The 23325-nt window shown below is 40.8% G+C and carries 23 protein-coding genes and 2 pseudogenes; 5 read left to right on the forward strand and 20 right to left on the reverse strand.

Annotation, left to right across the window (positions count from 1 at the left end; translation table 11 throughout):
• The first annotated feature begins 19 nt into the window (after positions 1–19).
• Both HMPREF0850_RS09370 and HMPREF0850_RS09375 read left to right on the forward strand, forming a co-directional pair.
• Positions 20–703, forward strand: a complete 684-nt coding sequence (locus HMPREF0850_RS09370; protein WP_000680568.1) for a response regulator transcription factor — start codon at positions 20–22, stop codon at positions 701–703.
• Positions 693–1694, forward strand: a complete 1002-nt coding sequence (locus tag HMPREF0850_RS09375; RefSeq protein ID WP_000671277.1) for a sensor histidine kinase — start codon at positions 693–695, stop codon at positions 1692–1694. Before HMPREF0850_RS09370 ends, HMPREF0850_RS09375 begins: the two co-directional genes overlap by 11 nt.
• A gap of 78 nt (positions 1695–1772) precedes the next feature.
• Here HMPREF0850_RS09375 and ffh read toward each other — a convergent pair whose 3' ends face one another.
• The 5 genes from ffh to HMPREF0850_RS09400 all read right to left on the reverse strand — a co-directional run bounded on the left by ffh (position 1773) and on the right by HMPREF0850_RS09400 (position 6599).
• The gene (ffh, locus tag HMPREF0850_RS09380; protein WP_000863613.1) at positions 1773–3344 is read right to left on the reverse strand and encodes a signal recognition particle protein; all 1572 of its coding nucleotides are present in this window, start codon (positions 3342–3344) and stop codon (positions 1773–1775) included.
• Positions 3345–3361: 17 nt separating this feature from the next.
• Positions 3362–3577 carry a hypothetical protein gene (locus tag HMPREF0850_RS13155; RefSeq protein WP_000535218.1) on the reverse strand — a complete coding sequence of 72 codons (216 nt, stop codon included), beginning with the start codon at positions 3575–3577 and terminating at the stop codon, positions 3362–3364.
• 2 nt (positions 3578–3579) lie between these two features.
• Positions 3580–3912, reverse strand: a complete 333-nt coding sequence (locus HMPREF0850_RS09390; protein ID WP_000402068.1) for a putative DNA-binding protein — start codon at positions 3910–3912, stop codon at positions 3580–3582.
• A gap of 141 nt (positions 3913–4053) precedes the next feature.
• Positions 4054–5250: an elongation factor Tu gene (gene tuf / locus HMPREF0850_RS09395; protein ID WP_001040719.1), complete on the reverse strand. Its 1197-nt coding sequence runs from the start codon at positions 5248–5250 to the stop codon at positions 4054–4056.
• Between the two features lie 233 nt (positions 5251–5483).
• Positions 5484–6599: an AI-2E family transporter gene (locus HMPREF0850_RS09400; protein WP_000489833.1), complete on the reverse strand. Its 1116-nt coding sequence runs from the start codon at positions 6597–6599 to the stop codon at positions 5484–5486.
• A 104-nt stretch (positions 6600–6703) separates the two neighbouring features.
• Here HMPREF0850_RS09400 and pbp3 point away from each other — a divergent pair, with 104 nt between their 5' ends.
• Positions 6704–7948 carry a D-alanyl-D-alanine carboxypeptidase PBP3 gene (gene pbp3 / locus HMPREF0850_RS09405; RefSeq protein WP_000720662.1) on the forward strand — a complete coding sequence of 415 codons (1245 nt, stop codon included), beginning with the start codon at positions 6704–6706 and terminating at the stop codon, positions 7946–7948.
• Positions 7949–7974: 26 nt separating this feature from the next.
• On the opposite strand, the gene sdbB is transcribed toward pbp3, so the two are convergent.
• Both sdbB and ccdA2 (HMPREF0850_RS09415) read right to left on the reverse strand, forming a co-directional pair.
• A complete protein-coding gene (sdbB, locus tag HMPREF0850_RS09410) occupies positions 7975–8520 on the reverse strand; it encodes a thiol-disulfide oxidoreductase-associated lipoprotein SdbB (RefSeq protein ID WP_000755584.1) in 546 nt (181 codons plus the stop codon).
• A gap of 12 nt (positions 8521–8532) precedes the next feature.
• Positions 8533–9240: a thiol-disulfide oxidoreductase-associated membrane protein CcdA2 gene (ccdA2, locus tag HMPREF0850_RS09415; RefSeq protein ID WP_009014005.1), complete on the reverse strand. Its 708-nt coding sequence runs from the start codon at positions 9238–9240 to the stop codon at positions 8533–8535.
• Positions 9241–9458: 218 nt separating this feature from the next.
• On the opposite strand from ccdA2 (HMPREF0850_RS09415), the pseudogene HMPREF0850_RS0103360 reads away from it, so the two are divergent.
• Positions 9459–9686, forward strand: a pseudogene (locus tag HMPREF0850_RS0103360) (IS5/IS1182 family transposase); the annotation flags it as partial.
• Between the two features lie 373 nt (positions 9687–10059).
• Here the strand turns inward: HMPREF0850_RS0103360 and HMPREF0850_RS09420 are convergent.
• The 7 genes from HMPREF0850_RS09420 to ccdA2 (HMPREF0850_RS09450) form a co-directional block, all read right to left on the reverse strand.
• On the reverse strand, positions 10060–10587 hold the full coding sequence (locus tag HMPREF0850_RS09420; RefSeq protein WP_000426565.1) for an AAA family ATPase: 528 nt from the start codon (positions 10585–10587) through the stop codon (positions 10060–10062).
• Between the two features lie 55 nt (positions 10588–10642).
• Positions 10643–11206, reverse strand: a complete 564-nt coding sequence (locus HMPREF0850_RS09425; protein WP_000145893.1) for a TIGR01440 family protein — start codon at positions 11204–11206, stop codon at positions 10643–10645.
• Between the two features lie 109 nt (positions 11207–11315).
• A complete protein-coding gene (locus tag HMPREF0850_RS09430) occupies positions 11316–13007 on the reverse strand; it encodes a cache domain-containing sensor histidine kinase (protein WP_000831064.1) in 1692 nt (563 codons plus the stop codon).
• On the reverse strand, positions 13004–13741 hold the full coding sequence (locus HMPREF0850_RS09435; protein WP_000222604.1) for a response regulator transcription factor: 738 nt from the start codon (positions 13739–13741) through the stop codon (positions 13004–13006). Before HMPREF0850_RS09435 ends, HMPREF0850_RS09430 begins: the two co-directional genes overlap by 4 nt.
• A 70-nt stretch (positions 13742–13811) precedes the next feature.
• Positions 13812–14924 (reverse strand): peptide-methionine (R)-S-oxide reductase MsrB, encoded by a 1113-nt coding sequence (gene msrB / locus HMPREF0850_RS09440; protein ID WP_000998583.1) that lies wholly within the window; start codon positions 14922–14924, stop codon positions 13812–13814.
• A 9-nt stretch (positions 14925–14933) separates the two neighbouring features.
• The gene (locus HMPREF0850_RS09445) at positions 14934–15497 is read right to left on the reverse strand and encodes a redoxin family protein (RefSeq protein WP_000759266.1); all 564 of its coding nucleotides are present in this window, start codon (positions 15495–15497) and stop codon (positions 14934–14936) included.
• Between the two features lie 13 nt (positions 15498–15510).
• The gene (ccdA2, locus tag HMPREF0850_RS09450; RefSeq protein WP_000368746.1) at positions 15511–16221 is read right to left on the reverse strand and encodes a thiol-disulfide oxidoreductase-associated membrane protein CcdA2; all 711 of its coding nucleotides are present in this window, start codon (positions 16219–16221) and stop codon (positions 15511–15513) included.
• A 143-nt stretch (positions 16222–16364) separates the two neighbouring features.
• Here ccdA2 (HMPREF0850_RS09450) and HMPREF0850_RS12975 point away from each other — a divergent pair.
• A pseudogene (locus HMPREF0850_RS12975) lies at positions 16365–16502 on the forward strand (transposase); the annotation flags it as partial.
• Between the two features lie 37 nt (positions 16503–16539).
• Here HMPREF0850_RS12975 and HMPREF0850_RS09455 read toward each other — a convergent pair.
• The 6 genes from HMPREF0850_RS09455 to pfkA all read right to left on the reverse strand — a co-directional run bounded on the left by HMPREF0850_RS09455 (position 16540) and on the right by pfkA (position 23264).
• On the reverse strand, positions 16540–17400 hold the full coding sequence (locus HMPREF0850_RS09455) for a methionyl aminopeptidase (RefSeq protein WP_000631557.1): 861 nt from the start codon (positions 17398–17400) through the stop codon (positions 16540–16542).
• 15 nt (positions 17401–17415) lie between these two features.
• Positions 17416–18693: a CBS-HotDog domain-containing transcription factor SpxR gene (gene spxR, locus HMPREF0850_RS09460; RefSeq protein WP_000033813.1), complete on the reverse strand. Its 1278-nt coding sequence runs from the start codon at positions 18691–18693 to the stop codon at positions 17416–17418.
• On the reverse strand, positions 18686–19237 hold the full coding sequence (locus HMPREF0850_RS09465) for a GNAT family N-acetyltransferase (RefSeq protein ID WP_001028750.1): 552 nt from the start codon (positions 19235–19237) through the stop codon (positions 18686–18688). The genes spxR and HMPREF0850_RS09465 overlap by 8 nt, the downstream gene beginning before the upstream one ends.
• Before the next feature lie 15 nt (positions 19238–19252).
• Positions 19253–20512: a UDP-N-acetylglucosamine 1-carboxyvinyltransferase gene (locus tag HMPREF0850_RS09470; protein ID WP_001227076.1), complete on the reverse strand. Its 1260-nt coding sequence runs from the start codon at positions 20510–20512 to the stop codon at positions 19253–19255.
• A 174-nt stretch (positions 20513–20686) separates the two neighbouring features.
• Positions 20687–22192, reverse strand: a complete 1506-nt coding sequence (gene pyk / locus HMPREF0850_RS09475; RefSeq protein WP_001042830.1) for a pyruvate kinase — start codon at positions 22190–22192, stop codon at positions 20687–20689.
• A gap of 64 nt (positions 22193–22256) precedes the next feature.
• On the reverse strand, positions 22257–23264 hold the full coding sequence (pfkA, locus tag HMPREF0850_RS09480; RefSeq protein ID WP_000820884.1) for a 6-phosphofructokinase: 1008 nt from the start codon (positions 23262–23264) through the stop codon (positions 22257–22259).
• Between the last annotated feature and the right edge of the window lie 61 nt (positions 23265–23325).

Here is a 23325-nt window from a genome sequence, read left to right on the forward strand (position 1 = left end):
AGGAAAAGGAGGAACCGATATGAAGCATATTCTGGTAATTGAAGATGAAGCCTTGATTCGAGATGAAATTGTCATCTTGTTAGAGAAAGCGGGTTATCAAGTTGATAAGTTGACTGACTTCAAAGATACAAGCCAGCAAGTGCTGCAATACGATACGGATCTAATCATACTGGATTTGAATTTGCCAGGAGAAACAGGTTTTCAAATTTGTAAAAATCTCAAGTCCAAACGCTCTGTGCCCATATTGGTTCTCACCTCTCGTGAACAATTAAAAGATGAAATCCACGCTCTGAAATTAGGGGCAGATGAATATCTAACAAAACCTTTCAAGAAAGAAAGATTCTTGGCTCGTATAGAAAACATCTTGAAACGCTATGAAGGTAGACAAAATTTGCTTGAAAAAGATAATTTCCTGCTGGATAGAAATACCTATACCCTTTATATCAACGGACATTCGATTTTACTCCCTCAAAATCAAGGGAAATTGTTAGAAACCTTATTAGTGGCAACTGATTCTGTCGTCACAAAAGAAGAACTAAGCATGAAACTGTGGAATACAACTGAGTTCATCGATGAAAATGCCCTACAAGTAAACATTGCAAGGCTGAAAAAGGTGATGAAACAGGCTGGCATTGCCCTTCAAGTCAAGTCCGTCAGAGGTATTGGTTACAAGCTAGAAGAGGTAAGTCCAGATGAAATTTAATCTAAAATATCTAGCTACTTATCTGCCTTGGTTACTTGTTCTCTTAGCATTTGATCTATTTACAGCTGTCCTGCTTTGGCTTTCAGATGTGAGAATGTTTCAGGCCCTCATCTTACTCTATATTTTAGCCACCGTCCTGCTCTTTTTCATCCTATCATTCCTACTGATAAGAAAAGAAAGAAAAAAATCTGCTGCCTATAAAGCCTTCATATCCAATCCTAAGACGGATACTGAGCTTGAATTATTGCATTTATCAAGTGCCTCAGAGAAAGAAAGCATTGAACAAATGGCAGATACACTTTATCAAAAGCAGGCTGAAATAGGAAAACTCAACTCATTACTAGCCGAGTACGAGGACTATGTTGAAAAATGGGCGCATGAGATTAAACTCCCTCTATCGCTTCTTTCCCTCCTTTTGGACAATCAAAGCGACAAGTTACCTGAGGATACAGCTTTTAAGTTGAACTATGTGAAAAAGCAAATCCAAGAAAATGTATCACAGATCCTATTCTACTACAGGGTGAAAAGTGAGAAAAATGATTTTCTATTTGAAGACCTTGATCTAGAAGAATGTATCCAAGATCTATTGGAAAATTTTGATCCCTTACTCAAAGAAAAGAATTTTACGATTCAGCTAGAAAATATACAAGGAACCTGCTACACCGATCAACGCAGTTTTGAATTTATCCTCTCCCAAATCCTCGCCAACGCCCTTAAATACAGCTCTGACAAGCCCGAACTCAGTATTTCTATGTCAAAGGATAAGGAGCGCACAAGTCTGATTATTAGGGATAATGGCTGCGGAGTTAAAGCTTGCGACCTCCCTCATATCTTTGAAAAAGGATTTACAGGTGATTCAGGTGAGACAAGGAAGAAATCGACAGGCATTGGTCTCTATCTGGTCAAACAATTAGCAGATGCTTTAAAAATCGAAATCACAGTAAAATCCGAATGGCTGCAAGGATTTGAAATCACTCTTTCTATTTCGTAATTTTTCGATTAAGAAAATTGCCTAATCATAGAAAGTACATATTTTATATAAAAAAGGAAAGCACTTCAGCTTTCCTTTTTATTTGCGTTTTTTCTTAGCTTTTTTCATTTTATTCGCCATGCGTTTCATAGACTGTTTCATGGCAAATTCACCGATTTTACCTTTGAGTCCGCCACCAAACATCTGGCTCATATCTGGCATTCCTGCTCCTCCGAGAGCTGACATATCTGGCATGCCACCTTGTCCCATCATGCCTTCAAGGGCAGACATATCCATTCCGCCCATATTTGGCATATTCTTAGGGAGGTTATTTGGATTGATTCCCATTTGTTTCATCATCTTGTTCATATCTCCAGACATGACACCTTGCATGAGCTGTTTGGCCTGGTTAAAGTCTTTGATGAATTTATTCACTTCGATAAAAGTATTTCCAGATCCAGCAGCAATACGACGACGACGACTTGGATTTAACAAATCAGGATTTTCACGTTCTTCAGGTGTCATCGAAGACACGATGGCACGTTTGCGCGCAATCTGGCGCTCATCCACCTTCATGTTTTGAAGGGCTGGATTGTTGGCCATACCTGGAATCATCTTAAGCAAATCTTCCATTGGTCCCATGTTTTGCACTTGATCCAACTGATCGATGAAATCATTGAAATCAAAGGTGTTTTCACGCATCTTCTCAGCCATTTCAAGGGCTTTTTGCTCATCGTATTCTTGAGAAGCTTTCTCAATAAGAGTAAGCATATCCCCCATGCCGAGGATACGGCTTGACATACGGTCTGGGTGGAAGGTTTCAATATCTGTAATCTTTTCACCTGTACCAGTGAACTTGATTGGTTTACCAGTGATATGGCGAACGGACAAAGCAGCACCGCCACGAGTATCCCCATCAATCTTGGTAAGGATGACCCCAGTCACTTCCAACTGAGCATTAAACTCACGGGCAACATTGGCCGCTTCTTGACCAATCATAGCATCAACGACGAGCAGAATTTCATTTGGTTGAGCCAAGGTTTTTACGTCACGAAGCTCATTCATCAAGAGTTCGTCAATCTGCAAACGCCCTGCCGTATCGATCAAAACATAGTCGTTGTGATTGGTTTGTGCTTGCTCCAAACCTTGACGAACAATCTCAACAGCTGGCACTTCTGTTCCAAGTGCAAAGACAGGAACATCAATTTGCTGTCCAAGTGTTTTCAACTGATCAATGGCAGCTGGACGATAAATATCCGCCGCAATCATCAAAGGACGTGCATTTTCTTCCTTCTTAAGTTTATTAGCCAGCTTACCAGCAAAGGTTGTTTTACCAGCCCCCTGCAAACCGACCATCATGATAATGGTTGGAATTTTTGGTGACTTGATAATTTCTGCCGTATCGGAACCTAAAACAGCTGTCAGTTCCTCATCAACGATTTTGATAATCTGTTGGGCAGGATTAAGAGTATCAATGACCTCATGCCCGACAGCACGTTCACGGACCTTCTTGATAAAGTCCTTTACAACAGGCAAGGCAACGTCGGCTTCAAGCAAGGCCAAACGAATCTCTTTGGTCGCTTCTTGGACATCCGCCTCAGAAATTTTTCCTTTTTTACGTAGATTTTTAAAGACGTTCTGTAAACGTTCTGTTAAACTTTCAAATGCCATTTTTTTCTCCTATTTACTCAATTCAGTGGAAATCGTCCGAAATGTTGCAAACACTCAAGTTCTTCGGGTGTGATTTCTTTTATGATTTCATTTGGATATCCCCAACAGCTAAAACCTATTTGCATAGCTTTGGAGATATCATTGGGCGAGATAATCTGTAGTCGAGTAGGAAATGGTTCCTCTGCGGCTAATAGTTTGCAAGGTAATCCTTGATAAATAACTAGACTGCCCATGATTACTCCCGATTGTCAATACTTGTTAAAACTTCTATCTGCTCCTGCAGAAAGTCATCCTTGGGATAACGCTCCAAGATCTGGTCAAAAATCTGACTGCGGACAATGTAGTCCGAGTACATGTGTAATTTCATCTCATAATCTTCTAGAATCTTTTCTGTCCGCTTGATATTATCATAGACAGCCTGACGACTGACACCAAACTCTTCAGCAATCTCAGCAAGACTATAATCATCTGCATAATAAAGCTCAATATAGTTCATCTGCTTGTCTGTCAAAAGCGCCGCATAAAATTCAAAAAGAGCGTTCATACGATTGGTTTTTTCGATTTCCATAACTTTTATTATACCAAAAAAACGATTATACTGCTAGAGTGGAGACACTTCAAATAGAGCAAGAAGAAAAAAAGAACCTTGCAAAGCAAGATTCGTTTAGTGTCTGACTTAAATAATTGTTCTTCTGGGAACTAAATCGAATTAAGCTTCGATTTCTGTAACCATACCTGAACCAACAGTACGTCCACCCTCACGGATAGAGAATGTAGTACCTTGTTCTACGGCGATTGGGTGGATCAACTCAACGTCGATAGTCACGTTATCACCAGGCATTACCATTTCAGTACCTGCTGGAAGTTCGATTGAACCTGTAACGTCAGTAGTACGGAAGTAGAATTGTGGACGGTAGTTGTTGAAGAATGGAGTGTGACGTCCACCTTCTTCTTTAGTAAGGATGTAAACTTCACCTTTGAATTTAGTGTGTGGGTTGATTGAACCTGGTTTAGCGATAACTTGTCCACGTTCGATTTCGTCACGTTGAACACCACGAAGAAGGACACCTACGTTATCTCCAGCAAGACCTTCGTCAAGTTGTTTACGGAACATTTCAACACCAGTAACAACTGCTTTTTGAGTTTCTTCTTTGATACCAACGATTTCGATTTCGTCGTTGACACGAACAGTACCACGGTCGATACGTCCTGAAGCAACTGTACCACGTCCAGTGATTGAGAATACGTCTTCGACTGGAAGAAGCAATGGTTTGTCTGTGTCACGTTCTGGTTCTGGGATGTACTCATCAACAGTGTTCATCAATTCCATGATGATGTCTTCGTATTTAGAGTCACCTTCAAGAGCTTTAAGAGCTGAACCTTGGATAACTGGAAGATCGTCACCTGGGAAGTCGTATTCTGACAAGAGGTCACGGATTTCCATTTCAACCAATTCAAGCAATTCTTCGTCGTCTACCAAGTCAATTTTGTTCATGAAGACGATAAGGTGTTTAACACCAACCTGACGTGAAAGAAGGATGTGCTCACGAGTTTGTGGCATTGGTCCGTCAGTTGAAGCTACTACAAGGATAGCTCCGTCCATTTGAGCGGCACCAGTGATCATGTTTTTAACGTAGTCCGCGTGTCCTGGAGCGTCGATGTGGGCATAGTGACGTTTTTCAGTTTCGTACTCAACGTGCGCAGTGTTGATAGTGATACCGCGTTCGCGTTCTTCTGGAGCAGCATCGATAGACGCATAGTCTTTAGGTTGGTTAACTGCTGAAGGCAAGCGACGTGCCAAAACAGTTGTGATAGCTGCAGTTAGGGTAGTTTTACCGTGGTCAACGTGTCCGATAGTACCAATGTTAACGTGTGGTTTACTACGATCGTATTTTTCTTTTGCCATTTGAGTAAAAGCCTCCAATAAAATATATTTTATAGATAGACAGTAGGCAATACAGTCTAACTTTCCTTACTATTTTATCAAATTTCAGCTAAATTGCAAGTGTTTTACACACATTTTGTGAATTATTCTAAATCTCATAATTTCCCATTCTTTTCCAACAGAATCATTTAAAACACTTTTGACTAGTCTAACCTCAAGTCTTTTTATCAAAAAAAATCAGGTCTCCCTGATTTTTAGATTGATTCTGATTTTTCCAGTTCTTTTTCTTTGGCTTCTTTATGATTTTCATATAATTTCGCCAAGAACTTAGTAATTTCTTTTAGGATAGAATATGTTGGCACTGCTACAATCATTCCGATAACACCATAAATATTGCTAGAAAGTAAGAGAAGGACCAGAATGGTGATTGGATGAACCTTCATAACCCCTCCGACGATACGAGGGTAGAGGATATTCCCATCCACCTGTTGGATAATCAGCATATAAATTACTGCAATGAGAACTCTGTGCGGATCAGTAAAGACATTGGCAATAATCATGGGAATCAGACCGATACTTGGTCCAACATAAGGAATCAGATTTGCCAAACCAGAAAAAATAGCAAAGACTAGAGCATATTTCAACCCTATCGTACTGTATCCAATATAGGCCAAACATCCGATAATAACAGCATCAATCGCAATCCCACTGATATAACGTGCAATAGTGGCGTTCAGATTCTTCAAGAGACTGGAGAAGTTTAATTTATCATGTTTTAGGACTGTTCGTTCCAACATCGGAAGGAATTTATGACCATCAAGCAAGAAATAAATCAAAAAGACTGGTGTCATAATGAGAATCAAAACAGTACTAAACAAGGCTGAAAGAACGCTGCCCAAACTATTGCTCACACTGTTGAGAATATTTTGTAAAATATCAACGTAAGATAAATTCAACTGTTGAATGGTTTTTTGAATATCAATATTTTGAAAGATTGGATTCATTGATAAATCATATATCAAATCTTGCAAGCGGCTATAGATATTCTGGCTAGAAACAATCAAGCTTGTCAACTGATTAATCAAAATCGGTAGCAAGTAGACTACCCCTACTACTATTGTACCAATCAAGGCACAAAGTGTGATGAGCACACCTATCAAACGATTGACTTTACATTTCTTTTCTAGAAATGTTACGATGGGATTTGTCAGGTAATAGAAGAATCCTCCGAGCAAAAATGGAATCATAATGGTATTAGCTACCATCACAAAAGGTGTGACAATCGCTCCCATCTCTCTCCAAAGATAGAAAATAAGAGTTAATAGTAAAATTTCAGCTGTCCAAAAAAATAACTTGTTTCTACGGAACATAGGCGCCTCCTTCCTTCTATTTTACCATAATTCTTCAAAAAGATAAGATGGCTTTACTATAAAAACAAGAATATTTTTTCGCTTTGTGATAGAATAAAACTACTATGAAGAAAATAATTTTAACCTTACTAACTCTTATCATTTTTGGTACAGCCATCCCCACTGTATCTGCGCAAGATTTTGACGTTGCTGCTAAACATGCCATTGCTGTCGAGGCTACAACTGGAAAAATCCTCTACGAGAAAGATGCAAATCAGCCTGTAGAAATTGCTTCTATCACCAAGATTCTCACTGTCTACCTAGTCTATGAAGCCTTGGAACAAGGGACCATTAGCCTATCTACTCCAGTTGATATCTCTGACTATCCATACCAACTCACAACCAATTCTGAGGCTAGTAATGTTCCTATGGAAGCGCGCAAGTATACAGTGGAGCAATTATTGGAAGCAACTCTAGTATCAAGTGCCAATAGTGCAGCCATTGCTCTTGCTGAAAAAATTGCTGGTTCAGAGAAAGACTTCGTTGACAAGATGAGGGCGAAACTTCTTGAATGGGGTATCAAAGATGCTACTATTGTCAATACTACTGGACTTAATAACGAAACACTTGGAAATAATATCTATCCTGGTTCCAAAAAGGATGAGGAAAACAAACTAAGTGCTTACGATGTTGCAATCATCGCTCGAAATCTCATCAGAGATTACCCTCAAGTTTTAGAAATAACCAAGAAATCTTCATCAACATTTGCTGGTATGGAAATTCACTCTACTAACTATATGTTGGAAGGGATGCCAGCATATAGAGGTGGAGTTGATGGGCTCAAAACTGGTACAACAGACAAGGCGGGGGCTTCTTTCGTTGGAACAACTACCGAAAAAGGTATGCGAATCATCACAGTTGTCTTAAACGCTGACCAGCAAAACAGCAATCCTTACGCTCGCTTTACTGCTACTTCTTCTCTTTTGGACTATATAACATCTAATTATGCTCTCAAAACGATTGTCCAGAAGGGAGAAGCCTACAAAGATAGCAAAGTTTCTGTACTTGATGGGAAGGAAGATACCGTAACTGCTGTTGCTAAATCTGATGTCACTGTCATACAACGATTGGGAAGTCGAGCATCATCAAGCCTGCAATTTACTCCAAAAACCAAGGCCGAGACAGCGCCACTAGAAGCTGAAACTGTTGTTGGTCATCTAACCTATGATGACCAAGATTTGGTCGGTCAAGGTTATCTCACTTCTGAAAAACCTTCTTTTGAAATGGTCGCTGAAAAGAAAGTAGAAAAAGCCTTCTTCTTAAAAGTTTGGTGGAATCAATTCATCCGCTTTATCAATGAAAAACTATAAAAAAATCGCGAGTTTTCGCGATTTTTCTATTTCATCTCTTTAAAAGCTGCTTCAGCATCTGCATTGCTAATAGCACCAAATTGGATTTTTCCGATTTTTCCTTGGCTGTCAATTAAGTATTCTGTTGGAATACTACGAATTTGGTAGGCTTGGAAGGTGGTTGCTTTCGTATCATATAAAACTGGTATATCCTTGTATCCTTGTTCTTGGTACCATTTTGGAAAGTCTTGAACTGTTTTTTCACCTTGTAGCCCTGGTGCGACAACACTTAGGATTTCAAAATCTCGATCTTGTTTTGCAGCTAATTCCATCAACTCAGGCATACTCTTTCGACAAGGACCACACCAAGAGGCCCAGAATTTCAAATAGACCTTTTTCCCTTTATAGTCTGATAACTTGACTTCTTTGCCATCCATAGACTGCAAGGTGAAGTCTGGCGCATCCTTACCGACTGCGATTTGCTGTACAGTAGACTGTTTGGGACTTTCCGTTTGTTTGGTTTCTTTTTCACCACAGGCAATCAACAAAAATAAAGACATGAGGCTAAATCCCGCAAAAATAACTTTTTTCATCTTTTTCTCCTTTTATCCAAGAATTCCTGACAAGGCATTTAACTGCCCTAGCATTAATAATAATCCCATCAAAACAATCAAAGCTCCCCCGATTTTCTTTAGTAGGATCATATGGGGTTTTAGTTTACTAAAATAGGGCATGATCCAGCCCGAAGCCAAGGCCAAAACAAGGAAAGGAAGGGCCATTCCCAATGTGTACACTAAGGTTAGTAAGGCTCCTTGCCAAGCACCATTCCCTCCAGAAGCTGCAAGAGCCAAGACCGAACTCAAAACTGGTCCGATACAAGGAGTCCAGCCAAAACTAAAGGTTATCCCAAGTAAAAAGGCTGACAGATAGTGATTAGACTTTGATTGTTTGAAGGTGACTGTCTTTTGAACTTCCAGTTTATTAAAATGCAAGATTTCCATCTGGTGAAGGCCTAAAAGGATAATGACTGTCCCCATAGCATAACGAAACCAGTCTGCATAGAGCATGTGCCCTAGGAATCCAGCTCCAAATCCTAAAATAAAGAAAATGAGGGAGATTCCTGCAATAAAGCACAGGGTCCGAATTAAACCTGACCATGCAACGTCTCTTCCAAAAAAGCGAAAACTTTTCGAATTTCCCTGATCATCTAGCAGAATACCAGCATAGACAGGTAGCAAAGGGAAGATGCAGGGTGAAAAGAAGGACAGGATACCTGCCAAAAAAACGGATACTAGAAATATAATCGACTCCAACGAATTACCTACTTTCACAAAATTCTAATCTTATTTTACTACAAAAGAAAAAATTTGTGACAACTTTGCTACGCTTGTCTATTTTATCTAAACTTAACACAAAAAAAGGAGCTAAGCTCCTCAGATTGAAGACAAAGTCCTTAGACTACAAATTTCTAAGGGCTTTTCTTTGTGTAAAGTCGTATAATAGAGGTAAGAAAAGTTGTGAGGTGTTCCCTATGTTTCACAAAGAAAATCTCGAATATAACCGCAATCAAGTTGGTTTTTACACGCTAGATGAACTCGTTCCGCAAGCCCATTTTCTTCGTCAGGTTGAGCAAGTGGTCGATTTTTCCTTCATCTATGACTTAGTCGCAGATACTTATTCTGAAGATAAAGGTCGTCCTAGTTTAGACCCCGTTATGCTGGTTAAAATCCCTCTCATCCAATGTTTCTACGGTATCCGTTACTTGCTCTTGGTAGCTTTCCACTTGTGCCAGCAAGTCCGCCACTTCTGATAAATCTCTCGTTTTTAACTCTTTGATCGGCTGGGTAAAAGTGTATCTCTCGCCCAAAGCCCTAAAATCAATCACTGTTTTTCTATGCATATCTTAAGTATAGCACAAAAAGGCGGACCTAGAACAGCTAAATCCAGCTTTGTTTACTGATTTCTATAACTAAAAATCTTCTCTAAATTGGTTTTTTCTACTTTTGGCAATTTTCCATCAGATAGCATCCCTTCTTCTTGTAAAAGATGGTCTTGTTTGGAGTACTTTGCACAAGAATTCAACAAAAAAACAGGGAGAGTCTTGGTTTCTGTACCCTTACTCTCCCTGTCTTTTACTGTTCAGAAATTAAAAATTGATTTGAAGTTTTAATGATGTTTACCGTTTCCTTGACATCTAAATCATCTGTGAATAGAAAATGATGTTTCTCACTATTTTTAGCTAGAAACTCATTTCTTGCTTGGATTGATAAATCGCCTGTTCTCTCAATTTCTTTTCGAGAAGAATCCCTATCTTTCAAGGTTTCTTCTTGAGCCATTAGAACACAATATTTTAGCTTAATTCGTTTTTCTTTTAAGAAGGCTGCAATTTTCTTCAGTTGATCTTCAAATATGACATATTCTATCACAACAGTAATGCCACGATCCAAGAAATTACTGGTCAGACTGATGATATTATCCCAGAATAAATCCATGTAAAATCCATCATCTTCCCAAGGAGCTACGAGACCACTTTTTATCATTAAGTAAATCATATCCCCCTCTATAACTGCACTTTTGTCAAAAGAATAGGCCAACTCTTTGCTGACGGTGCTCTTTCCAACGCCTGGGGGACCTGAAACGATATAAACACAATTTTCCAACCTTTTACCTCTACATACTTGAAATATCTCTAACTTACGATAACTTTCAGCCCACTTATGACTTTCTTATGAAGTCTTCAGGATACTGTGCACGCGCACCACCGATGAGTTTTGGACGGCTAGCTAAAGCCGTTACATGGGCATGGCCAATCTCACGCAAAACTGGTCGAATCGGAACCTGCACATGCTTGACATGCATGCCAATTGCGGTATCTCCTATATCCAATCCAACATGAGCCGTGATAAACTCCACTTCAACAGGGTCTTTCATGAACTTAAAGGCAGCTAGCTGACCTGAACCTCCTGCATGAAGAGTAGGAAGGACACTGACGATTTCTAGCCCAAACTGCTCCGCCACTTGACGTTCAACGACCAGAGCCCGATTGACATGTTCACAACCTTGAACGGCTAAATGAATGCCTTTCGCTTCCAGGATATCCAGGATTGTCTTCACAATGATTTCCCCAATTTCTTGGCTGGATTCCTTGCCAATCTGGCCACCTATCACCTCACTAGAAGAAAGGCCCAAAACAAAAATAGCTCCTTGCTTCAAATTAGCCTTTTCTAATACATCTTTTACAATCTGGCTTGTTTCTCTTTGAATGTCTTTTCCCGTCATACTTGATACCTCTTTTGTCACTATCTATCATATCTTTTTTTACTGATTTTATCAAGACGGACTGATTATTCTAATTTTTCAAAGTAAAACTCCCAGAATTGACTGGGAGCTAACTTGTTTCTATTTTATTGATGTATATTTCAACCGTCGTCCCTTTTGAAGGTGCAGAATCAATCTTCATCTGGTAATTGTCTCCAAAATGAAGTTTGAGTCGTTGGTCGACATTTTGAAGGCCAACTCCCCCACGTTTGAGCTGACTTTGACTACTATCGCCAGCAGCTTGGAAACCAACACCATCATCCTCAATGCGGATAACAAGCCCTGTATCCTTTTTCTGAACAGAAACTTTAATATGTCCCTGGCCTTCCTTTTCCTTGATGCCATGGTAAAGAGCATTTTCTACTAGAGGTTGCAGCACCAACTTGGGTAAGACTAGGTTATCAAAAGCAGGTTCTTCATCAATCTCATACTCCAGCTTATCTCCGTAGCGTTGTTTCTGGATAAAGAGGTACTGGCGGACATGATTAATCTCATCAGACAGGTAAATCAAATCCTTTCCTTGATTGAGCGCCAAGCGGAAATAGGTTGCCAAGGACTTGGTCACCTGAACCACTCGCTGACTATCCTGAAATTCAGCCATCCAGATGATAGTATCCAAGGTGTTATAGAGGAAATGGGGGTTAATCTGACTTGACAAGGCTTGAAGCTCATACTGCCGGGTCGCTTCTTCCTGCCTGCGAATAGCTGCCATCAGCTGATCAATCTGATCCAACATGGCATTAAACTGGCGAGTCACTTCTCTCAGTTCATAGGCACCAGCTTCCTTAGCACGCAGATTTTGTGTACCAGAAGCAATTTCCAGCATGGTATCTCTTAGCTCCTTCAAAGGGGCAATCCAGCGTTTGAGACTGAACCACACCAAGCAGAGACAGGTAAGAAGAGATAAGGCACTGGCACCAAGCAAGGTCCACATGAGTTGACTCCGAACCTGGTCTAACTTCTCCAACGAAGACACGCCTATGACCGTCCAATCTGTTACTGCAATCTCTTCCTGACTGACGTAGGATTGGTGATCCAGCGTATAGCCCTGCCCCGTCTCAATGTAGGGTTTCATGGCCTCCATTTCACTCGCTGAGCTATAGACAGTACGTTTAGGATGGTAGACAAATTCATGGTTTTCATTGATGATAAAGGCAAAGCCCTGCTGGCCCAACTGGAGTTGGTTGAGATAGGCTTCCAAAGTTTCATAGGAAATATCCAAACGAAGCACACCAAGATTGGCTCCCTTTGCATCAACAAGTTCCTGAGTAACAGAAATGACCCATTGACTATCTGATTTACGAGCTGGGGTTAAAACTGGCTTAGCTCCCTGATGAATAGCCTTTTGGTACCAATCCTCAGCCATCATATCTGAGGAAGTTTTCATTTGCACACTGTCATCTGTAGAAATAACCTGACCGGATTTGGTGACCAGTACCACCGTTTTCAAGTCCTGGTCTGCCTTTAAGATAGTCAAAAACAGATCTCGGATTCCCTTGACTTGGTCTTGGTTAGGATTCTCAGCATAGGCTAGGACATCCATCTGCTGGGTCAAACTGGTAGAGGTGGTTTCTAATTTTTTGATATAAGACTGAATAAAGTGGCTAGTCTGGCTAATTGTCGTTTGGCTATTACCCTCGATAGTAGCCTCAATGGCTGCTGAACTAGATTGATAATAGAAAGTCCCAACCAGAGCTAGTAGAATGAGAAAGACCAGAAAGATGGAAATAACCATTCTGACTAAAAGAGAAGAACGCTTCATCGACCTTCTCCCTTCTTAAACTGACGAGGTGTCACACCTGCAATCTGTTTAAAACGTTGAGTAAAATAGTTCATATCTTCAAAACCAACCTTTTCGGCTATCTCATAAATCTTTAAATCTGTGGTCAGAAGCAAGAGCTTGGCTTGTTTGACACGCTCTCTCACCAGATAATCCTGAAAGGGCAAGCCCAACTCTTTCTTAATCAAGGAGCTCAGATAAGTCGGACTAAAACCCAAGTCACTGGCCAAAGACTTCAAACTAAACTGACTGTCAGCTAGATGGGACTGGATTTTCTGAGCAATATTTCCCTCAAACTTATCAGTTAATAAATCTTGTAACTGCTCTTCTTTTTCTTCCTTGTCTAGTTTTTGCTTGATTTTCCCCAACATTTCCTCAATATCCTGACGAGAAAAGGGTTTGAGCAGGTAATCATCTACACCGAGTTTGACAGCAGACAAGGCATAATCAAAATCATCGTAACCTGTCAAAAATACCAGATGCACCTGAGGATAGGTTTCTCGGACCAGACTGGCCAACTGGATGCCATTTAGCTGAGGCATATTGATATCAGTTAAAATGATATCTGGCACCTGCTTTTGAATCAAATCCCAAGCCTGTCTTCCATTTTCAGCCTGACCGATGATTTCCATATCGTATGCTGCTACATTGACCAACTTGGTCAAGCCTTGTCTTACCAGATACTCATCTTCTACGATTAAGATTGTGTAGGTCATGCTCCGCTCCTTTACCACTTACTAGTATCAGTATAGCAAAATTCTCCTCTAACTGCTTAGGAAAGACTTCTTAATCGACATAATCTAGTAAATAGGCATAGCCTTTTTCTTCCATTTGGTCTTTGGGAATAAATCGGATAGAGAGACTATTGATACAGTAGCGCAAGCCACCCTTGTCCTGAGGCCCATCTGTAAAGACATGGCCAAGGTGAGAATCTCCAACTCGACTTCTCACTTCCATGCGCGTCATATTGTAAGACTTATCTTCCTTGTAGGTAGCAACATCTGGACTGATTGGTTGGGTGAAACTAGGCCAACCACAACCAGACTCAAACTTATCCTTTGATGAAAAGAGGGGTTCGCCAGTTGCCACATCCACATAGATACCAGATTCAAATTTATCCCAGTAACGGTTTGAAAAGGCTCGTTCTGTTTGATTTTTCTGGGTAACTGCGTACTCCTCAGGTGACAAGGTCTTCTTCAATTCCTCATCACTTGGTTTAGGATATTTGCTGGCATCGATGACGGGATAGGCAGCCTGATTGACATTGATATGACAGTAGCCATTTGGATTTTTCTTGAGGTAGTCTTGGTGATAGTCCTCAGCCACCACAAAATTCTTCAAGTTTTCCTTTTCAACTGCCAGAGGTTGGTCGTATTTCTTAGCCACCTCATCAAAGACTTGGTTGATTACTTCCAAATCCTTGTCATCTGTGTAATAGACACCAGTACGGTACTGGGTCCCCACATCATTTCCTTGTTTATTTTTGCTGGTTGGATTAATGATGCGGAAGTAATGAAGCAGGATTTCCTTGAGGGAAATTTGATTGGCGTCATAGGTGACATGGACAGTCTCTGCATGGCCTGTTTGATTAATCAATTCGTACTTGGTTGTTTCCCCTCTACCGTTTGCATAGCCTGAAACGGCATCGGTCACTCCAGGCACGCGTGAGAAGTATTCCTCCACTCCCCAGAAACAACCTCCAGCTAGATAAATTTCGTGCAAGTCTGCGTCTTTACTCACTTCTGTTTTTTTCACTGTTTTTCCTCCTTGGCTAACTGACGCTTTCTCAATTTGCGAGCTGTCTGTCTGCCCTGCATTTCGCATCAATAGAAAATAGAAACCGGTTATGGCTAGGAGAATGACCCCTGCCAAGACAAAAAGTTTTACTTTATCATTCATAGCCTTTCTCTACCCCATTTCTTTCAATTCTTTTAAAATCATATCCTTATCCATAAAACCTGGTTGCGTTTTGACCAGCTTGCCTTCCTTGTCTATAAAGGCTTGAGTCGGATAAGAACGGACACCATAACTTTCCAAGAGTTTACCTGATGGATCAATTAAAACTGGAAAATTTTTATAATCCAAGCCCTTGTACCAATTCTTAAAGTCCGCTTCTGCTTGTTCCCCCTTGTGTCCAGGAGACACCACTGTCAAGACCACATAGTCATCACCAGCTTCTTTAGCAATTTCATCCGTATCTGGAAGGCTGGCTAGACAGATGGAACACCAAGAAGCCCAAAATTTGAGATAGACTTTCTTGCCCTTGTAATCAGACAAACGATAGGTCTTGCCATCTACACCTGTCAGTTCAAAATCAGCGACTTCCTGACCTTTAGTCGCAGTTTTCGAACTAACTTGTTCTGTTTTGGATTGCTCCCTCATAGTAGACTCGTCTGACATGTTTTTAGCCGAACAGGCTGCCAAACAACAGATTGAGCCTACTCCAAGGAGACATGTTTGCCATTTTTTCATTTCTTTTTCCTCTCTATTCAAATAATGTAGTCAAAATGGAAGCTTTTCCCAAAAGCACCAAGATTCCCATCACGATAATGAGAAAACCACCCACTTTTTTGAGGATTCCGAGGTAAGGATGGAGTTTTCGGAAATGTTTCAAAACATAGCTGGAGGCGAGAGCTAGAACTAAAAATGGTAGCGCCAAACCCAGCGTGTAAACCAACATGAGACCAGCTCCCTGCCAAGCTCCTGAACCACCTGAAGCCGCCAAGGCCAAAACAGAGCCCAAAACCGGCCCTACACACGGTGTCCAAGCAAAACTAAAGGTCAACCCCAGTAAAAACGCCTGACTATAGCCATTAGCATTTTGACCCTGTCTCTTTAATTGTAGCCTTCTTTCCTTGTAGAGTCCCTGCAAATGTAAAACATCCATCTGGTGCAAGCCCAAGAGAATGATAATCGCACCCGTCACATACTGAAACCAAGAAGCATACAGCAAATTGCCTAAAAAACCAGCTCCATAACCCAGTAAGATAAAAACAAAGGAAATCCCCGCTATAAAGGACAGAGTTCGCAATAAACTAACAAGTGAGATTGAAAATTTTCCGCTGGAAGTCTGAGAACCATCTTTGTCATCAAGTAAAACCCCCGCATAGACTGGCAACAAGGGTAAAATACAAGGAGAAAAGAAGGAAATAATTCCAGCAAGAAAAACACTGATAAAAAAGATTATATTATCCACTGCCTTCCTCCATTCTTTGATTTGATAGGACTATTATAGACCCAAAATTCCAGAAAAAACAGGGACAATGATAGGGAAAAATAGGAATTTAATCAGTTTATTTAGAAACCTTGTACAAAAAAGTCCCATAAGATCTATAATGAAAAGCGACTAATAATCTCATCAAACTTATCAAACGAAATGCCTTTGGTTTTCGGAACTTTGAAAACTTCAAAAAACGGATTTTCATCGCTCTCAACATCAAAAAAGAAAGGACGAAATTTGTCCTTTCTAGATCTTAGCTGACTTCAACCCACTACAGTTGACAAAGAGCACATTTTAATACGTTCCTTCTTCACCTTGACTGGTCAGGATAACAGGACCGTCTTTGGTAATCACGAACTGGTGTTCATATTGACAAGATAGGCCGCCATCAATAGTCTTATGAGCCCAGCCAGTCTTCATATCTGTATCAATTTCCCAGTCACCAGTATTGATCATGGGTTCAATGGTTAGTACCATTCCTTCACGGAGGCGGAGTCCACGACCTGCAATACCGTAGTTAGGAACCATTGGTTCTTCGTGCATAGTTGGACCAACACCATGACCAACCAAATCACGTACAACCCCATAACCGCGACTTTCAGCGTATTCTTGAATGGCTGCACCGATATCACCGATACGATTGCCGACAACTGCTTGCTCAATCCCTATATACATAGCTTCCTTGGTTACGTCCATCAGGTTTTTCACTTCTTCAGACGGTGTACCAACCGCATAAGCCCAACATGAGTCAGCTAAACCACCAGTATAACTTTGGGTGTATTTTTTCATTTGCTCAACATTGTTAAAGTTGAGTTTAGATACATTGAGGTCGGATTTGGCAATCGGACCACCCAATACCATGTCAACCTTGAGCAAATCGCCATCTTTCAAGATGTAATGACGTGGGAAAGCGTGAGCTACTTCGTCATTGAGAGAGCAACAAGTGGCATAGGGGTAATCCATGACAGCACCATCCACACCAATCTGTAAAGGAAGGAAATTCTCCTCTTTACAACGTCGACGAACGTACTCTTCAACTTCCCACATATCCACGCCTGGCTTAATCAAATCACGTAAGCCGATATGGATACTTGCTAGGAAATCACCAGCCTTGTCCATGGCTTCGATTTCACGTGCTGATTTTAAAGTTATCATTTTTTCTCCTAGATTCTAATTAATTTTAACCGTAACATTTGCTTTTGAAACAATCTGATGACCATGATAAATATCATAATCAATAATAGCTGAGCGTCTCGTGTGGTGAATAATACGAGCCTGAATCCGCAGAGTATCATCTATCTGTACAGCCTGCAAGAAATAAATCAACATCTGTTCAATGATGAGATTACGTCCGCTATTGACAACGAGGTCTTGGGTCATATGGTTGAGGATTTCAGCCAAGACTCCATTAGCAAGGACCCCATTTTTCTCCAGCATGAAGGGCTCAACAGTAATAACGACTTCATCATGATGATAAGAGAGTTTTTGCCCGATTTGCTCTGAGAAAGTCGGCAAAGCAGAAACTTGGGAACGGCTCATCTTTTCCATGACATCTCGTCGTGTTACGACACCGAGTAAGGTTTGATTACTTCTGACGACAGGAACCATCTCAAAGTCTTCTGCAATCATTCGTTGACTGACATTGGCAATATTGGTCGCTAAGCCTGTTACAAAGATACTACGAGTCATCACCTTGTCAATCGTTGTGCTGGGTGATTTATCTCCCGCATCTCGCATGGTAACAACCCCAACAACCACTTGGTGTTGGTTAATGACTGGGAAACGACTACTCCTGTTCTTACGTACCAAGTCCAAATAGTCTTTCACTGTGTCCGTTTCCCTCAAAAAACCATACTCATGGCTAGGACGATAGAGCTTTTCAACTGTTAAAATGTCTGTCTTAATCTGCACATTTGACAAAGCTCTATTGATCATGGTCGCAACTGTAAAGGTATCATGCTTGCTTCGTAAAACAGGGATTCCTTTCTGATTAGCAAGTTCCAGTACATCCTCATGCACATGAAAACCACCCGTCACCAGAACTGCGTTTTCATTTTCCAAAGCCAAAAGTTGAATACGAGTACGGTCTCCAACGATTAACAAACCGCCATCATTCAGATAGGACAAGATATTCTGCTCTGTCATAGCCCCAATGGAGAATTTGCTAAACTCTCTCTCAAGCCCTTCCTGACCAGCCAAAACTTCGGAGGAAGTTACTTCAGCAATTTCAGCATAAGTTAGCCGCTCAATAGTCACTTTCTGGGACTTGACTCGTATGGTTCCACTACGTGGCCGAGTTTCAACGATGCCACGATTTTCAGCTTCTTTGATAGCTCGGTAGGCTGTTCCGTCACTAACACCTAGGTGATTGGAAATACTGCGAACGCTAACTCTCTTCCCAATTGGTAACTCTTCCAGATAGGACAAAATTTCCTGGTGTTTACTCATTGAATTCTCCTTTTATGTATCGAAATTCAAGATAGTCTCTCATTTTACGTGTATAGCGATCGCTCCCCTTAAACTGTCGGACTAGGTTAAAGCCTGATTTTAAGGCTACTTTTTGACTAGCTTGATTCTCCAAATGAGTGATGATGGATAATTGTTTTAAACCAAATTCTTCAAATGAAAGCTGACATAGCTTGGTAACCACTTCTGTCATAAAACCTTGTGACCAAGAATCCTTTTTTAAGAAATAACCAATTTCTGCTTCTTTTTTGATTTCATCAATCTTTTCAAATTTGATGGAACCAATCATTTCCTGATTTCCTTGGAGACAAATTGCCCAAACACCTAGAGGATTCTTCATAAAATAGTTAGCAAGTGCGTATTGACTTTCTTCCAAACTTGCTTGACTGGGAAAAATAAACTGCAGATTTTCCGGATTTGAAGCAATATCGTAAAACGCTTGACTGTCACTAAAAAAGAAAGGACGCAAATACAAGCGCTCCGTTTCAAAAAAAGAAAACATTGCTAATTTGGTCCAAATATTCATAATCACCTCAACGGTTTAGTCTTCAACGAGTGTAATATCCGCTCCAAGACTACGTAATTTTTCAATAATATCTGAGTAGCCACGAAGGATAAACTCAATATTTGTAATTTCAGTCTGGCCTTGAGCCATCAGTCCAGCAATCACAAGTGCAGCACCAGCTCGCAAGTCTGTAGCTTTCACCTTGGCACCATGTAGAATTCGCCCACCAGTGTAGAAAATATGGTCATTTGTAGTCGCAATATCCGCGTCCATTTTTGCTAACTCAAAGACATGGTTGACACGTTTTTCGTAAATGGTATCAATAATAGTACCACGACCTTGAGCAGTTAGTAAAAGTGGTGTGATTGGTTGTTGCAAATCGGTTGCAAATCCTGGATAGGGAGCTGTTTTGATATTGATGGCCTTCAAATCAGACTGCTCTTCAACGAAGATACTGTCTTCTGAGACCGTCATACGAACGCCCATTTCTTCTAGTTTGGCGATAAAGCCTTCTAAGTGTTCATAGAGAACGTTGTTAATACGGATTCCTTTACCAACCGCTGCAGCAAGTGATATATAGGTTCCAGCTTCGATACGATCTGGTATTACTTGGTGACGAGTTCCATGAAGTTTCTCGACACCATCAATAATGATAAGATCTGTACCAGCACCACGAATGTGAGCCCCCATGTTATTCAAAAGGGTAGCCACATCGATGATTTCTGGTTCACGAGCCGCATTTTCAATAACAGTCCGTCCCTTAGCCTTAACAGCCGCAATCATGGTATTAATCGTTGCACCAACACTGACGGTATCCATGTAAATACTTGCGCCGTGAAGTCCCTTACCTTGGGCAGATAAATTCATATTATCTCCCTCATAGCTTACCTTGGCTCCCATGGCTTCAAAGGCTTTTAGGTGAAGGTCAATCGGACGAGGTCCCAGATCACATCCACCAGGAAGTCCAACTGTAGCTTCACCAAAGCGACCTAACAGACTTCCATAGAAATAATAAGAAGCACGAAGGCTATTGATCTTGCCATAAGGCATAGGAATGTTTTGAACACCTCTCGGATCAATCTCCAAAACATCATCGTAGCGTTTTACTTTCGCTCCCATGATTTCCATAATTTCTACAAGACTAGCAACGTCTGAAATATCTGGGACACAATCCAAAGTGACAACATCATCTGCCAGTATAATAGCAGGGATTAATGCTACAACACTATTCTTAGCACCGCTAATGGTGATCTCACCTTGCAATGGATGTCCACCATTGATGACAATTTTTCTCATGTTATACTCTTTCAAAATTTACTAAAAAGGTCTCTACATTCTATTATACCATAGTTCTCCTATTTTTCCCATTTCTGTTTAATAAAAATCACTCTCTTTTTATCTTCTAAAATAGAAAAAAGACCCATCACACAAGCACAAAAGCTTGGTATGATAGGCTTTTAAAAGTTTAGATTAACGTACTGTACGGATACGCATTGTGTTTGTACGGACAGCTTCTCCAAGTGGTACACCTGCAACGATAACGATATCGTCACCAGACTCAACAAGACCAGCTTCAACTGCTTTACGTTCAGCAATTTCGAACATATCGTCAGTTGATGAAGGTGCTTCTGTCAACATTGGGATAACACCCCAGTTCAACATCAATCCACGTTCTGTCAATTCGTCAAATGTCAATGCCAAGATATCAGCATTTGGACGGTATTTAGAGATCAAACGAGCAGTGTGACCAGTCTTAGTCAAAGTAACAACCAATTTGATATCCATTGAGTTTGTAGCATCTTTAACAGCTGAAGCCATAACTTCTGTCTTAGAGTTACGTTCGAATGTATCTGAGTTCAAACGTCCGTATTCGTTAAGAAGAGTTTGTGCGTTCTTGTCAATTGTAGCCATTGTTGTTACTGACTCAAGTGGGTATTTACCGTTTGCAGACTCACCTGAAAGCATTGTAGCGTCAGTACCGTCGATAACAGCGTTAAATACGTCTGATACTTCTGAACGAGTGGCACGTGGTTTTTCAGTCATTGTTTCAAGCATGTTTGTTGCTGTGATAACAACTTTACCAGCTGCGTTCACTTTAGTGATGATCATTTTTTGGTAAACTGGAACCATTTCGAATGGTACTTCGATACCCATGTCACCACGAGCAATCATGATACCGTCAGCAGCTTCAATGATTTCATCCAAGTTGTCGATACCTTGTTGGTTTTCGATTTTAGCGAACAATTGAACGTGACCATTACCAGTTTCTTCACAGATTGCACGAACTTCATTCACGTCTTTAGCAGTACGTACAAATGAGATCGCGATGAAGTTGATACCTTGTTCCAAACCGAAACGGATATCATCGTTGTCACGTTCAGCAAGAGCTGGGAAAGGAATTTTAGTGTTAGGGATGTTTACACCTTTTTGTTTAGCGATAATTCCATCGTTTTCAACTTCAACTTCAAATTCACGAGTTGCATCGTCTTTTGCAACAACACGAAGACCAAGTTTACCATCGTCAACCAATACTTGGCGACCAACCTCAACATCATCGTAGATGTCAAGAGCACCAGCAACGTTCAAAGCAATCACTTCACGAGTTGATTTGATTCCTTGTTTAGTTGCAACACGGATTTTTTCACCAGTTTTGTATGAGTATTCTTTTGCGTCACCTTCAAACAATTCAGTACGGATTTCTGGTCCTTTTGTATCAAGAAGGAAACCAACTTTCTTACCTGCAAGTTTTTCAGCAAGTTTAACAGTTGCCATACGCTCACCTTGTTCTTGGTGGTCACCGTGTGAGAAGTTGAAACGGAAAGTGTTCGCTCCTGCTTCAATCAATTTCGCAATATTTTGAGCTGAAGCTTCAACGTCAAGTTTTTCACCCCAGTATCCATCTTCACCGAATTTTTTACCACCACGGATTTCTACCGCAGGACCCAAAGTTGCAACGATTTTTACACGTTTGTTCATGATTTTGTGACTCCTTTATATAATTCGACCTTTATGGTCATGTTACCAAATTAATGAAAGTTGATTAGGACAAGCTCTTGTTCAAGCTAGCGAGTTCAAGATCAGCTTTGTGTGGGTTGTTCACCACAATCTTGCCATCTTCAGTCAAGCTAAACAAAGCTCCTTCTTCTGCTGTACCAAGAATTGGATTTTCAACCATTTTTTCATTACGGATACCAACAGCGACACCACCGATTCCTTGTTTGAGAAGTTTAACAGCATGTGCTCCCAAGCGTGACGCCAAGACGCGGTCACGCGCAGTTGGTGAACCACCACGTTGGATGTGACCAAGTTCAGTTACACGAAGGTCACTAGTGTCTCCAGCTTCTTTTAGTTTTTGACCAAATTCAGCTGCTGACATAACACCTTCCGCCAAAACAATGATGTTGTGTTTCTTACCGTGTTCATAACCAGCTTTGATGCTAGCTACGATTTCTTCCATGTTGAAGCCTTCTTCAGGGATAATGATTTCATCGGCACCAGTAGCAATACCTGCCCAAAGTGCGATATCACCAGCATTACGTCCCATTACTTCTACAACGAAAGTACGACGGTGACTTGATGATGTATCACGAATCTTATCAATCGCATCCATTGCAGTAGTAACTGCAGTATCAAATCCAATTGTGAAATCAGTACCTACGATGTCATTATCAATTGTGCCAGGCAGACCGATAGCTGGGAATCCATGCTCAGTCAAGCGCATAGCTCCGTGATAAGAACCGTCACCACCGATAACAACGACACCTTCGATCCCGTGTTTTTTCAACTGCTCAATCCCTTTAAGTTGACCTTCAAGTTGTGCAAACTCAGGGTAACGAGCAGAGTGAAGGAAAGTACCACCACGTGAAATGATGTCTCCAACTGAAGCAGCATCAAGTGGATAGATTTCACCGGCAACCATCCCTGCGTATCCATCATAGATACCAAAGACTTCCATTCCTTCTGAGATTGCTTGACGAACTACTGCACGGATGGCAGCGTTCATACCAGGGGCGTCTCCACCGCTAGTCAAAACAGCAATACGTTTCATTTGGTTTTGCTCCTTTTTCTTTTAACATTCCTATTGATTATACCACATTTCATTTGAAAAT

Source organism: Streptococcus sp. M143, from assembly GCF_000162495.1.
Lineage (GTDB): Bacteria > Bacillota > Bacilli > Lactobacillales > Streptococcaceae > Streptococcus > Streptococcus dentisani.

What these genes read in the sequence shown, in the direction of transcription:
- HMPREF0850_RS09370 (WP_000680568.1), top strand. Translation starts at nt 20, where the DNA reads ATGAAGCATATTCTGGTAATTGAAGATGAAGCCTTGATTCGAGATGAA.
- HMPREF0850_RS09375 (WP_000671277.1), top strand. Translation starts at nt 693, where the DNA reads ATGAAATTTAATCTAAAATATCTAGCTACTTATCTGCCTTGGTTACTT.
- ffh (WP_000863613.1), bottom strand. Translation starts at nt 3,344, where the DNA reads ATGGCATTTGAAAGTTTAACAGAACGTTTACAGAACGTCTTTAAAAAT.
- HMPREF0850_RS13155 (WP_000535218.1), bottom strand. Translation starts at nt 3,577, where the DNA reads ATGGGCAGTCTAGTTATTTATCAAGGATTACCTTGCAAACTATTAGCC.
- HMPREF0850_RS09390 (WP_000402068.1), bottom strand. Translation starts at nt 3,912, where the DNA reads ATGGAAATCGAAAAAACCAATCGTATGAACGCTCTTTTTGAATTTTAT.
- tuf (WP_001040719.1), bottom strand. Translation starts at nt 5,250, where the DNA reads ATGGCAAAAGAAAAATACGATCGTAGTAAACCACACGTTAACATTGGT.
- HMPREF0850_RS09400 (WP_000489833.1), bottom strand. Translation starts at nt 6,599, where the DNA reads ATGTTCCGTAGAAACAAGTTATTTTTTTGGACAGCTGAAATTTTACTA.
- pbp3 (WP_000720662.1), top strand. Translation starts at nt 6,704, where the DNA reads ATGAAGAAAATAATTTTAACCTTACTAACTCTTATCATTTTTGGTACA.
- sdbB (WP_000755584.1), bottom strand. Translation starts at nt 8,520, where the DNA reads ATGAAAAAAGTTATTTTTGCGGGATTTAGCCTCATGTCTTTATTTTTG.
- HMPREF0850_RS09425 (WP_000145893.1), bottom strand. Translation starts at nt 11,206, where the DNA reads ATGACGGGAAAAGACATTCAAAGAGAAACAAGCCAGATTGTAAAAGAT.
- HMPREF0850_RS09430 (WP_000831064.1), bottom strand. Translation starts at nt 13,007, where the DNA reads ATGAAGCGTTCTTCTCTTTTAGTCAGAATGGTTATTTCCATCTTTCTG.
- HMPREF0850_RS09435 (WP_000222604.1), bottom strand. Translation starts at nt 13,741, where the DNA reads ATGACCTACACAATCTTAATCGTAGAAGATGAGTATCTGGTAAGACAA.
- msrB (WP_000998583.1), bottom strand. Translation starts at nt 14,924, where the DNA reads ATGAATGATAAAGTAAAACTTTTTGTCTTGGCAGGGGTCATTCTCCTA.
- HMPREF0850_RS09445 (WP_000759266.1), bottom strand. Translation starts at nt 15,497, where the DNA reads ATGAAAAAATGGCAAACATGTCTCCTTGGAGTAGGCTCAATCTGTTGT.
- HMPREF0850_RS09455 (WP_000631557.1), bottom strand. Translation starts at nt 17,400, where the DNA reads ATGATAACTTTAAAATCAGCACGTGAAATCGAAGCCATGGACAAGGCT.
- spxR (WP_000033813.1), bottom strand. Translation starts at nt 18,693, where the DNA reads ATGAGTAAACACCAGGAAATTTTGTCCTATCTGGAAGAGTTACCAATT.
- HMPREF0850_RS09465 (WP_001028750.1), bottom strand. Translation starts at nt 19,237, where the DNA reads ATGAATATTTGGACCAAATTAGCAATGTTTTCTTTTTTTGAAACGGAG.
- HMPREF0850_RS09470 (WP_001227076.1), bottom strand. Translation starts at nt 20,512, where the DNA reads ATGAGAAAAATTGTCATCAATGGTGGACATCCATTGCAAGGTGAGATC.
- pyk (WP_001042830.1), bottom strand. Translation starts at nt 22,192, where the DNA reads ATGAACAAACGTGTAAAAATCGTTGCAACTTTGGGTCCTGCGGTAGAA.
- pfkA (WP_000820884.1), bottom strand. Translation starts at nt 23,264, where the DNA reads ATGAAACGTATTGCTGTTTTGACTAGCGGTGGAGACGCCCCTGGTATG.